Genomic DNA, 11775 nt, shown 5'->3' on the forward strand with positions numbered 1-11775 from the left:
GGACTGATAAATTGCTGAATTTCTGAATGGGAAAATCCGGGAGTGATGAATCGGGGAATGGCCCGACATATTACACGCACTCCCGGTTTTTTTGAGGAGTTGCTTGCTAAAAGCCCTTCAACCACTCACCAATTCAGCCATCCGGCAATTAGCTTTTCATGTTCACAAATTGCAGCGGCAGGCCGATATCGGTCCTGCGGAGCACGGCAATGGCCGCCTGCAAATCGTCAATTTTCTTGGCCGTTACGCGCACCTGGTCGTCCTGCATCTGGGCTTCCACCTTCACCTTGGCATCTTTAATGGCCTTGATGATTTTGCGGCCGAACTCCTTGTCCACGCCGGCGCGCACCTTGATGGTTTTCTTGATGAGCTGGCCGCTGGGCTGCTCGTCGGCCGAGAAATCGAGGCTGGTACCATCGATGCCCTGCTTCACCACGCGGCCCAGTAGGATGTCCTCCAGCGCCTTCACGCGCATGGAGTTTTCGGAGGACAGGAGAATGGTATTGTCCTTTTTATTCAACTCGATACCGCCTTTGGTATCGCGCAGGTCGTAGCGGGTCTGGAGTTCTTTTTGGGCCGTATTTACCGCGTTTTCGAGGGTTTGCGGGTCAACTTTACTCACGATGTCGAAGGATGCCATAGCGGGTGGGGCGTATTTTTGAGAAGGTTAAACCGGCAGTGGCCGGGCCGTAAAGGTAACAAGCCGCACCGGCCCGGGTTACGCCCACGCTTCACTCTTCGCTCATGAATCCAGCCGCCCCCGTTCAGCCACCCCGCACGCCCGCCGAGTGGGCCGCCTACTACGCCCTGCGCTACGCTGTGCTGCGCCAGCCCTGGCAGCAGCCCCCCGGCTCGGAGCGCGTGCTGGCCGACGACGAGCCCGGTACCATCCACGCGCTGCTGCGGGCCGAAGCTGCGGGCGCGCCCGAGGCGCTGGCGGTAGGCATGTTGCAGCCTACCGGCAACGGGCAGGGCCAAATCCGCTTCATGGCCGTGGCACCGGCGGCGGCCGGTCAGGGCCTGGGCCAGCGCGTAGTAGCATACCTGGAAGCGCAGGCGCGAACGGCCGGCATCACCGAAATCGTGCTGCATTCCCGCGAAGCGGCCGTTGGTTTTTATGAAAAGCTGGGCTACGCGGTGGTCGAGCCATCGCACTTGCTGTTTGGCGTTATTCCGCACTTTCTGATGCGGAAGCAGTTTTAGAACTTCTCGCGGCCCCGCCACAGGTCCACGTACATCCGGAAATCGCCTAGCATTGAAAACCACGGGTGCTGGAACGTAGCCGGCCGGTTGTGCTCCACAAAAAAGTGGCCGACCCAGGCAAAGCCATATGCCGCCACCACACCCGCCGCCAGCCAGTTCCAGTTGCCGGTGCGCAGCAGCATCGCCAGGCAGATGATGAACAGCGTGGTGCCCACAAAATGTAGCACCCGCGTGCCCCGTCGGCTGTGCTCGAGCAGGTAGCGGGGATAAAACTCGGCAAACGTGAGCGGCTGCGTGGACATGATGGGAAGCGTAAGAAGGTGAAAACCCGGCTTTTCGGCCCCGGAAATGCCGCCTCCAACAAATGAAGCAAATTTTTCGGCAAACTTGCCGGTCTATTCCCATCCTCGCCCATGTCTGATAAAGCCCCTGCACGCCCCAACCTCGCCACCATGGTGGCCGCCTACAACCAGATGAACCACTACGGCCGCACCAACGGCATGGTGCTGACGGTGAGCGCGCCCGGCCAAATCGAATACCGCATGCGCATCCGCGATGAGCACCTTTCCTCACCCAACACCTGCCACGGCGGCGTGCTGGCCGGCCTGATGGACGCCGCCCTGGGCGCAGCCGCCCTCTCCCTGGCCTTCACCAAGTTCGACTTAGTATCCACCGTCGAGTTCAAGATGAACTACCTGCACGCCGTGCATCTGCACGACGAGCTGGTGGCGCACGGCACCGTCGACCACAGCGGCAACTCACTGGTGGTGAGCAGCTGCGTGGTCTACCGCACCAAGGAAGGCCACGACGATGTGGCCGTGGCGCGCGGCTTGGGCACCTTCAACCGCTACCCGGCTTCCAAGCGCGATTTTGCGCAGTTGCTGATGGAATAAATAGTAAACGCCAGGACGTAAAAAAGCCCGCCGGATAATTCCAGCGGGCTTTTTTGCGTTTTGAGGCTTAACCAGCCTACAGCTCGGCCGTGGCGTGTACGCCAACGGGCTCGTACTCGTCCTCGCCATCGGTCATTTGGGGGGCGGGCACTTTGCGTACGTTGCGGGCGCAGTCCTCATCGCGGTGGTTGCGACCCACGGTGAACTCCACCCAGTCGCCTTCGCGCAGGTCGTTGAAATCGCCTTCGGTGAGGTCAGCGTAGCTGAAGAACAGATTGTTCGGGGGCATTACCACGAAGCCGAAGCCGTTTTTCAGGTTTTTGATGGTGCTCATGCCGAGCGTGCCCACGGGGCCGGCGGCGGTGGGGCCGGTGGGGCGGGCCAGCTTGGGCGCGGCGGCGGTGCTGGGCGCAAAAGCAGCGGGCTCCGACTGGCTCACGAACATGGCTTCCACCACTTCGTCCTGCTGGGCAAGGCCGCGGTCAATCACGTCGTGCATGGCCACTGGGTAGGTCACCTGCTCCAGCAGTTGCTGCGAGGCGCGCGTGACGCGGGTTTCACCCTTGAAATCTTCGTACTTGAAGTCCCAGTTCAGCAGCATCACGCGGGTGCCTACGGTGTTGAGCTTGCGGATGAGGGGCACGTAATCCGAGTCGCCGGCGATGAGCACGACCACGTCGAGGGTTTTGTGCAGGGCCAGTTCGAGGGCTTCGAGGCTCAGCCACACGTCGATGCCTTTTTCCTGGAGGCGGCCGTCGCGGGTTTTGAGGGCCATGTAGTGCGTTTGCACGCCCAGGTTCATCAGAATGTCGTCGAGCAGGCGGTCGTGGAAGAGGCGGTCCTTGTCGCGGGCTTCGGTGGCCGAAAGGCGGCCCCGGAAAAAGTGTGCATCGGTAATTTGCGCCAGGCGCACGTCTACATCCTCTTCCTCAGCCACTTGGTGGCGAATGTACTCGTGTAGGCCTTCGAGGCTGATACGGGCTTTGCGCTCGTGCTGGAAATAATAATAGTCGCTAATTTTTAAAAAATAGTTGCCGTCATAAAAGACACCAACCCGAATCAAGGGGCTGTTCATCTGGTTCATGGGATGCGTTAAGTAAAGTTAGAGAAGTGTTCTGAGTGGGACGAGGAGTGTGAATCAAGGAGGAATGCCGAAACCACACGCAGCGAATTACTCGTCACCTGGTCCAGCTTTCGGTATATCAGTAGAATAACCCCGGGCGAGGCAGCGCGCTAAAATGCGGCGGCTGACGGGGTTAAAATGTAGTTTAATTGATTTTTAAGAATACCAGTTGGCGAAAACGATTGAAAACGCAGAATAATAACACGATTCAATGCCAAATCGACCCTAATTTACCAGCATATCTGCTGCGAAGCTAACGGTCTTAGCTGACTTATGCAATAGCGCCCTTAATCAACGCGGATGGCGTTTCTGATACCGCAACGCCAATCGCCCGGATGTGGGCCGGCTAAGAGCCCATGTGCCCCACCACCAGCCCCAGCACCAGCAGCGCATAGCCCACGCAAATGCCTACTTCCAGCATGTTGCCGCTGGCCGAGCCGGTGCTGATAAGCGGCACCTTAAAGGAGAACTCGGAGATGGGCAAAAACCACCGCACGCCTGATTTGGTGAGCGTATCGGCCACCAGATGGGAGGCGTAGCCGCTGCCGGCGTACAGGGCCACGCCGCGCCAGCCGAGGTGCTGGTCGGCGAGGTAGCCGATGTAGGTCCAAAGCGCGGTGGCCCAGATGGTATGCGTCCAGGAACGGTGCGATGTGAAGGGGGCCAGCGCCACAAACGTGCCCAGCAGGCTCAGCCACAGCTGCTCGGTGTAGAGGCCGGCCACCACCGTGCCCAGGCCCGTGAACAGCAACGCCAGCCGCCGGGCCGAGCCGCCCTGCATGCCCACGCCAATGAGCCCGAAAGCCAGCGCGGCCGTGTAGTAGAGGCGCTGCTCGGAGCCGGGAGCGCGCTGGAAATAGGCGAAAGCGGCCAGCGCCAGCGCCCCGGCGGCGAAGGCCCAGCGCACGTAGTTCTGGGTGAATCCGAGGCGCTTGCTGAGGCGGCTTTCGGGGTGGTCGAGGTCGGGGGCGAGGCTGGAAAAGCCGGCCAGGGCAATGCCGGCCAGCGAGAACGGAATGCCCGGGGCCAGCCCGGCTACGGCCACGCCGGTGATGAGGCCGATGGCCAGATGGGAAGAGCCGCGCATGAACGGGGAAATAGCGAAATAGTGAGCGTGTGGCACAAGAAGCCGGTGCGAAGCTACCAGATTACTGCGCCAGCAGCCCATCGCGGTGTCCGGGAAACGGCCGGTGGCCAGTTAAAGAGTATCCAATTCGTTGCTTCGCTTAGAATGAGCAAGCCGGCCGGAAACCTTCGCCACCTTTGCCGTGTATTTACCCCGCTGCCCGACCGGATTTTCATCTGGCCGGGCTGATTCATTTGCCCCCCTAGCCTGATTTCCTGTGCAAGTAGCTGATTTTCTTCGCCTCTACCGTCTATCGCCCGAGTTGCAGGTGCTGGCCTCGCGCCTGCGCGAAGCCGCCCGGCCCGACCCCAGCCGCCTGCGCCTGCACCTGCGCGGCCTGGTGGGCAGCCAGGATGCCGTGGTGGCAGCCGCCGTGGCCCACGCCCAGCACCCGCACGTATTCATCATGCACGACAAGGACGAGGCGGCCTATTTCCTGGCCGACTTGCAGCACCTGCTACCCGAGGGGCCGGAGGTATTGCTGTTTCCGAGTTCCTACAAGCGGCCGTACCAGTTCGACGAAACGGAGAATGCCAACGTGCTGATGCGCGCCGAGGCGCTGAACCGCATCAACACGACGCGGGCAGCCGGCACGGGCAATAGCGTGTTTATCGTGACGTACCCGGAGGCGCTGACGGAGAAGGTAATTAACCGCCAGAGTTTGGTTAAGAATACGTTCAATGCGAAAACGGGCGATAAGCTGGACGTGAATTTCCTGGGTGAATTGTTGGGCGAGTACGATTTTGAGAAAACGGATTTCGTGTACGAGGCGGGCCAATACGCCGTGCGCGGTGGCATTGTGGACGTGTTCAGCTATGCGAATGAATTGCCGTTCCGTCTCGAATTATTCGGCAATGAAATTGAAAGCATTCGGACCTTTAATCCCGAGACGCAATTGTCGGTAGAAACGCGGGCCAGCATCAGCATTATTCCGAATGTGCAGACCAAGATGCTGACCGAAACGCGGGAGGCATTCCTGGATTTTCTGCCCCGCACGGCCTGTATCTGGGCCAAAGACGTGCGCCAGACGCTGGATGTGGTGAACGAACTATTCGAGAAAGCGGAAGCGAATTTTCAGCAAATGCTGAGTGAGAGCGGCGGCATGCAAATCGTGAGCAAGCCCGGCGATTTATTCGAATCGGGTAAAAGCTTTAAGAAATTATTTGATGAATTCGCGGTGGTGGAATTCGGCAAGCGGTTTCATTTTAAAAACGCGGATAATTTTCAATTCAGTGCCAAACCGCAGCCGAGTTTCAACAAGGAATTTGAGCGGATGGTGAAGAATATTAAGGAAAATCAGCTCCGGAATTTCACCACAATAATTACCGCCGATACCGTGCGCCAGGCCGACCGGCTGCGAACGATATTTGATGAGCTGGACAACAACGTGCAGTTCCAGCATTTGCTGATGGCGTTGCGGGAAGGATTTATTGATGAGCAGCTTGAGCTGGCCGTTTATACCGACCACCAGCTATTTGAGCGGTATTACCGGGCGCAGGAAGCGCGGAAATTCTCGAAGAAAAAGGCGCTGACGCTGCGCGAATTAAAAACGCTACAACCTGGCGATTACGTGACGCACCAGGATTATGGAATTGCGCGTTTCGCCGGGCTGACGCAGGTGGAAATTAACGGGCAGATTCAGGAGGCTATTCGGCTCGTTTATCGGGATGATGACTTGCTGACGGTGAGCATTCACTCGCTGCACAAGATTGCCAAATACAGCGGCGCGGAGGGCTCGCCGCCCACGATGAGCAAGCTGGGCTCGCCGGAGTGGGAGAACAAGAAAAAGTCGGTAAAGAAGAAGGTGAAGGACATTGCGGCCGACCTTATCCGGCTGTATGCCAAGCGCAAAACCGCGCCGGGCTTCGCATTTTCCATTGATGGATTTTTGCAGGCCGAGCTGGAATCGAGCTTCATTTATGAGGACACGCCTGACCAGGCCAAGGCCACCGAAGACGTGAAGCAAGACATGCAACAGCCCCACCCGATGGACCGGTTGATTTGCGGCGACGTGGGCTTTGGCAAGACCGAAATTGCCATCCGGGCGGCGTTCAAGGCCGTGGCCGATGGCAAGCAGGCCGCCGTGCTGGTGCCCACCACCATTCTGGCCATGCAGCACTACAAGACTTTCCGCGACCGGCTGGCTACGCTGCCGGTGACGGTGGAATACATCAACCGCTTCAAATCGACGAAGCAGATAAAGGAGACGCTGGGGCGCGTGGCGGAGGGCAAAACGGATATTCTAATTGGCACGCATCGGCTTACCAATAAGGACATTAAGTTTAAAGACCTGGGTATTCTGATTATTGATGAAGAGCAGAAATTCGGCGTCAAGACCAAGGACAAGCTGAAGGAGCTGAAGGTGAACGTGGATACGCTCACGCTTTCGGCCACGCCGATTCCGCGCACGCTGCACTTCTCGCTGATGGGGGCGCGCGATTTGAGCGTGATTGCCACGCCGCCGCCCAACCGGCAGCCGGTGAATACGGAATTGCACGTCTATGACGAAATTCTGATTCGGGACGCGGTGGCGCGGGAGCTGAAGCGCGGCGGGCAGGTGTTTTTCGTGCATAACCGCGTGAAGGACATCGAGGAAATGGCGGCCACGATTCTGCGGCTGGTGCCGGATGCGAAAATCACCTTCGCCCACGGGCAGATGGACGGCGAGATGCTGGAAAAGCGCATGATGAAGTTCGTGGAAGGCGAATACGACGTGCTGGTTTCGACCAACATCATCGAATCGGGCCTCGACATTCCCAATGCCAACACCATCATCATCAACCGCGCCCACCTGGCCGGCCTGAGCGACCTGCACCAGATGCGCGGCCGCGTGGGCAGGTCCAACCGCAAGGCCTACTGCTACTTACTGACGCCGCCGGTGGCCCAGCTGCCGGCCGATGCGCGCAAGCGGCTGAGTACGCTGGAGGAGTTTTCAGACCTCGGCGCGGGCTTCAACGTGGCCATGCGCGACCTGGATATTCGCGGCGCGGGCAATTTGCTGGGCGGCGAGCAGTCGGGCTTTATTAACGACCTCGGCTACGAAACCTACCACCAGATTCTGGACGAGGCGGTGACGGAACTCAAGGAAACCGAATTCCGCGACCTGTTTTTAGGCGACTCGAACCAGCGCCTGCAAATGGCCGCTGGGGCCAGCCGCGCCCACGAGTGCAACGTGGAAACCGACCAGCAGGTGCTCATCCCCGAGAAGTACGTAAGCAACGTGTCGGAGCGCCTACAGCTCTACGCCAAGCTCGACCGCGCCCAGAAGCCGGAGGAATTGCGCAAGCTGTTGGCCAGCATGGTGGACCGTTTCGGGCCGCTGCCGCCCGAGGTGGAGCAGCTGGCCGACATCGTGCGGCTGCGCTGGCAGGCCTGCAAGGTGGGCTTTGCTAAAATCACGCTCAAGCGCGACACGCTGAAAGGCTACCTGCCCGCCGACGACGACCACAAGGCCTACTTCCAGGGCGAGCAGTTCGGCACCATCCTCAACTACGTGCAGACGCACCCGCGCACCGCCAAACTAAAGGAGCACAAGCAGCAGCTGATTGTGACGTTTGAGGAAGTGCGGTCTATTCAGCAAGCCAAGCTGGTGCTAAGCGAGCTGGGCAGCGAGGAGGCAGTGGTGGCGTAGGTTTCGTCCTCCGCTTACCCATAACACCTCTTTCATGAAGCCATTCCTCGCCCTCCTTCTCCTCGCGCTGCTGCCCCAACTCGCCGCCGCCCAAACGCCGCAGAACCCCCGCTTGAAGCATGAGTTGGACAGCATTTACGCCGTGGACCAGCGCTGGCGCAGCATGATGTTTGACCCGCGCATTGCGCGCCGGCCCGATTCGCTGGCCCGGGCGTTGGGCGTGACGCGTGAAAGCCTGCCTACCTACATTCCAGGCCAGATGCTGCACACGGATTCGACCAACCTGGTGCGGGTGCGGCAGGTTTTGAAGCAGTATGGCTACCCGGGCAAGACGCTGGTGGGCGGGCCCACGAACGAGACCGCGTGGTACGTCATCCAGCACTCCGACGATATCAACCAGTACCTGTCACTCATCAAAAAGGCCGCCGGCAAGGGTGAATTGTCGTTTTACCTGTATGCCCAGATGCTTGACCGCCAGCTCATGCGCGCCGGCAAGGAGCAGCTTTATGGCACGCAAGCCATGGGCTACAACGTGCTGAACCCCCAAACCGGCCGACGTGAGGCCCAGCCGCCCTTCGTGTGGCCCATTGAGGATGCGGGCGGGGTGAATGAGCGCCGCCGCAAAGCCGGCTTCGCCAATACGGTGGAGCAGAATGCCGCCAGCATGGGTATTCCATACCGCGTGCTGACGCTGAAGGAAGTAGCCAAAATGCCCAAATAAGGCAGCCAAAAGCATCCCCTACCGGCTAGGAAAGGCGTATCTTAGCGAAGGATTACCAACAGCCCATATGATGAATTATAATGAGCGTTTCGGCCAGATTGAAGCCATGCTAGCCGACCTGCTGCGCCGGATGGACCGCCAAGCCGCGCAAATGGACCGTCAGGCCGAGCAAATGGACCGTCAGGCTGAGCAAATGGACGATGTTATCAACATTCTGAAAATCTCGGATGAGCGGCAAAGCCGCGCCGAAGAGCGCCAGGATGCCACGCTGGCCGAAATGCGACGCGGCTTCGATGAGCACAACCAGCGCCTTGTGGAGCAGGGCCGCCGCACCGATGCCGTGCTTGATACCCAGATGCAAATGCTGGAGCTGATGGGCCGCCAGGCTACCCGCACCGACGAGCTGGAGCAGCGCGTACCCACCATTATGGCCTACGAGAGCCGCATGCGGCGGCTGGAGGAGGCGGTTTTCAACAAAGCCAGCTAAGCCCCCGTTTTCCCTTATATGACCATTCGCTGGCACTGCCTTCCCTTCGAATCCCTACCCGCCCTCATTCTCTACGACCTGCTGCGCCTACGCTCCGAGGTGTTTGTGGTGGAGCAAAACTGTGCTTTTCAGGATATTGACCGTCAGGACATGGATGCCCATCACCTGCTGGGCTACAACGAAGCCGGCGAGCTGGCCGCCTACGCCCGCCTTTTTGCGGCCGGCAAGAGCTACGAGCAGGCCAGCATCGGCCGCGTCATCGTGGCGCAGCCGTTCCGGCAGTACGGCCTGGGGCGCGAGCTGATGCGGCAGGCGCTGGCGTATTCGGATGCCTTATTTGGCCCGCAGGCCAATAAAATTGGCGCGCAGCAGCACTTGGAGGGTTTCTACAACGGCTTCGGCTACGAGCAGTGCGGCCCGATGTACGTGGAGGACGGCATTCCGCACATTCCGATGCTGCGGCCCGCGTAGCCAAATTGGTAGAATCTGCGTATTTCGCACTCCATTATCGCCGCCTTTACTTCTGAGCTATGCCCGCCCTTGCTTCGGACCTGTTATCCATTTTTAGTGCCTTGCCCAGCGCCTGCCTGCTGCTTTCGCCCGAATTCGTGGTTGAGGCGGTCAGCGACACTTACCTGAAGGCAACCGCCACGCAACGCGCCGACCTGCTGGGGCGGTACGTATTCGACGTATTTCCTGATAACCCCAACGCACCGGAAGCCCACGCCGTGCGCGATGTGCGCGCTTCGCTGGCGCAGGTACTGGCCACCGGCCAGCCGCACGAACTGCCCCTCCAGCCCTACGACCTGCCCGACCCCGCCCACCCCGGCCAGTTTGTGGAACGCTACTGGCAAACCCGCAACGTGCCGGTGCTGGACGCGCAGGGCCGCGTGACGCACCTCATCCATGAGGTAACCGACATCACGGCGCAGACGCAGGCCGCCGCCCAGGCGCACGATTCGGAAGTGCGTGAGCAGGCCGCCCGGGATGCCGCCGAGTGGCAGCGCGGCGAGCTGGCGCGTATTTTTGAGCAGGCGCCGGTGGCCATTGCCACCTACCGCGGCCCCAACTTCGTAATTGAGCTGGCCAACCCCATGGTGCTGGCCCTCTGGGACCGTACCCCGGCGCAGGCTATTGGTACGCCTCTGTTTGAGCTGCTGCCCGAGATTACGGGCCAGGGCTTTGATGACCTGCTGAACGAGGTGATGACGACTGGCGAGAACTATGTGGCCAAGGAAATGCTCTCGACCATCGTTCGCAATGGCCAGCCCGAATCTGTTTATTGGGATTTTGTGTACCTGCCGCTGCGCGAAGACGATGGCATCATCACGGGGGCCATGGTGGTGGCCACCGAGGTGAGCGAGCAGGTGCAGGCCCGCCAGCAAATTCAGGTCCTCAACGACCAGCTGGCGTCCGTGAACCGCGCCCTGCACGAAAGCAACGCCGAGCTGCTGAGCAACCAGGAAGAGGTACTGAAGGTGCAGCAGCTGCTCGAAGGCCGCGTGGCCGAGCGCACCCGGCAACTGGAAGCGGCCCTTGCCCATGCCGAACAACAGCGCGCCAGCGTGGCCGAATCCCGGCAAGCACAGCCGCGTGCCGGCACAACAGAGGCGGCAGAGTAGCAGAGTGGCAGAGCATAGCCCCCAAGCAGAACGTCATGCCTGGCTGTGCCGAACCTCGGTTCGACTTCGCTCAGCATGACGTTCTTTTCATTGATTGCCAATTTGTTCAGGCACTATATTTCGCAACCGTCGGGGCCGCAGGCGTCGCCGTCGGCCACCATGGTCAGGGCCGGCCTGGCGGGCTTGAATTCGTCGTATACCTTCTCCAGCACCTCAGCAAACAGCTCGCTGGGCTGCGCGCCCGATACCGCGTATTTGTCTTCAAACACGAAGAAGGGCACGCCGCGCACGCCGATTTGCTGGGCCTGGTACTCGTCGAGGCGCACGGCTTCGGCGTAGGTACCGGCCAGCAGGGCAGCGCGGCTTTCGGTGGCATCGAGGCCCACTTCGATACCGAGCTTCACCAGATTGTCGAGGTCGCCGATGTTCTCGCCTTCGAGGTAGTAGGCGGCCATGAGGCGCTCCTTGGTGGCATCCTGCCGGCCGTGGTGCGCGCCGAGGTGAATGAGCTGATGCGCCAGGAAAGTATTGGCCGGAATGGCTTTATCGAACTGATAGTTGAGGCCGACCTCTTTAGCAGCCTCGGTCATGTAGTCGTTCATTTTGCGGCCTTCTTCCGCCGAAACGCCCTTTTTCTTGGCCAATGACTCGTGGATGCTCTCGCCGGGAATGGGCTGAAAGTCGGGCGTGAGCTGGAAGCTGTGCCACACCACTTCCACTTCGTCGCGGTGCGCAAAGTCCTTGAGGGCATTTTCAAACTTGCGCTTGCCAATGTAGCAGAACGGGCAAACTACGTCGGACCAGATTTCAACTTTCATATCGTTGGGGAGATTTTTCAGGAGTTACGGAAGAGGCTATAAGAAGCGGGGGCGGCGAAAAGTTTCGGGATGAGAAAAGGTTTAAGGGAGACCGTCATGCTGAGTGTAGTCGAAGCATCTCTACCACGAGAGGAAATAATTGCTCTCACAA

At 59.7% G+C, this 11775-nt stretch carries 12 protein-coding genes; 7 read left to right on the forward strand and 5 right to left on the reverse strand.

What is annotated here, in order from left to right; translation table 11 throughout:
• Positions 1 to 148: 148 nt before the first annotated feature.
• Positions 149 to 640: a YajQ family cyclic di-GMP-binding protein gene (locus tag ACVWYF_RS05385; protein WP_168671249.1), complete on the reverse strand. Its 492-nt coding sequence runs from the start codon at positions 638 to 640 to the stop codon at positions 149 to 151.
• A 104-nt stretch (positions 641 to 744) separates the two neighbouring features.
• Here ACVWYF_RS05385 and ACVWYF_RS05390 point away from each other — a divergent pair, with 104 nt between their 5' ends.
• The gene (locus tag ACVWYF_RS05390) at positions 745 to 1203 is read left to right on the forward strand and encodes a GNAT family N-acetyltransferase (RefSeq protein WP_457065402.1); all 459 of its coding nucleotides are present in this window, start codon (positions 745 to 747) and stop codon (positions 1201 to 1203) included.
• Here the strand turns inward: ACVWYF_RS05390 and ACVWYF_RS05395 are convergent.
• Positions 1200 to 1505: an Mpo1-like protein gene (locus tag ACVWYF_RS05395; RefSeq protein WP_457065404.1), complete on the reverse strand. Its 306-nt coding sequence runs from the start codon at positions 1503 to 1505 to the stop codon at positions 1200 to 1202. The two genes, ACVWYF_RS05390 and ACVWYF_RS05395, sit on opposite strands and share 4 nt — an antisense overlap.
• A 111-nt stretch (positions 1506 to 1616) precedes the next feature.
• Between ACVWYF_RS05395 and ACVWYF_RS05400 the strand changes: the two genes are divergently transcribed.
• Positions 1617 to 2096 (forward strand): PaaI family thioesterase, encoded by a 480-nt coding sequence (locus tag ACVWYF_RS05400; protein ID WP_457065406.1) that lies wholly within the window; start codon positions 1617 to 1619, stop codon positions 2094 to 2096.
• A gap of 76 nt (positions 2097 to 2172) precedes the next feature.
• Here the strand turns inward: ACVWYF_RS05400 and ACVWYF_RS05405 are convergent, their stop codons facing one another.
• Together ACVWYF_RS05405 and ACVWYF_RS05410 are read right to left on the reverse strand one after the other, a co-directional pair.
• Positions 2173 to 3180: an NYN domain-containing protein gene (locus ACVWYF_RS05405; protein WP_457065408.1), complete on the reverse strand. Its 1008-nt coding sequence runs from the start codon at positions 3178 to 3180 to the stop codon at positions 2173 to 2175.
• Positions 3181 to 3565: 385 nt separating this feature from the next.
• Complete coding sequence (locus tag ACVWYF_RS05410) at positions 3566 to 4306, reverse strand: metal-dependent hydrolase (RefSeq protein WP_457065410.1); 741 nt, start codon at positions 4304 to 4306, stop codon at positions 3566 to 3568.
• A 256-nt stretch (positions 4307 to 4562) separates the two neighbouring features.
• On the opposite strand from ACVWYF_RS05410, the gene mfd reads away from it, so the two are divergent.
• The 5 genes from mfd to ACVWYF_RS05435 all read left to right on the forward strand — a co-directional run bounded on the left by mfd (position 4563) and on the right by ACVWYF_RS05435 (position 10806).
• Positions 4563 to 7976, forward strand: a complete 3414-nt coding sequence (gene mfd, locus ACVWYF_RS05415; RefSeq protein ID WP_457065412.1) for a transcription-repair coupling factor — start codon at positions 4563 to 4565, stop codon at positions 7974 to 7976.
• A gap of 34 nt (positions 7977 to 8010) precedes the next feature.
• Positions 8011 to 8697, forward strand: a complete 687-nt coding sequence (locus ACVWYF_RS05420) for a DUF6624 domain-containing protein (RefSeq protein ID WP_457065414.1) — start codon at positions 8011 to 8013, stop codon at positions 8695 to 8697.
• A gap of 67 nt (positions 8698 to 8764) precedes the next feature.
• Positions 8765 to 9184, forward strand: coding sequence for a hypothetical protein (locus ACVWYF_RS05425; protein ID WP_457065416.1), 420 nt, complete (start codon positions 8765 to 8767; stop codon positions 9182 to 9184).
• 18 nt (positions 9185 to 9202) lie between these two features.
• Positions 9203 to 9655, forward strand: coding sequence for a GNAT family N-acetyltransferase (locus tag ACVWYF_RS05430; protein ID WP_457065418.1), 453 nt, complete (start codon positions 9203 to 9205; stop codon positions 9653 to 9655).
• Between the two features lie 59 nt (positions 9656 to 9714).
• Entirely contained in the window at positions 9715 to 10806 is a 1092-nt protein-coding gene (locus tag ACVWYF_RS05435) for a PAS domain-containing protein (protein ID WP_457065420.1), read from the forward strand.
• 113 nt (positions 10807 to 10919) lie between these two features.
• Here ACVWYF_RS05435 and ACVWYF_RS05440 read toward each other — a convergent pair whose 3' ends face one another.
• Positions 10920 to 11624, reverse strand: a complete 705-nt coding sequence (locus ACVWYF_RS05440; RefSeq protein WP_457065422.1) for a DsbA family oxidoreductase — start codon at positions 11622 to 11624, stop codon at positions 10920 to 10922.
• Positions 11625 to 11775 lie beyond the last annotated feature (151 nt).

This window comes from Hymenobacter sp. UYAg731 (assembly GCF_054061335.1).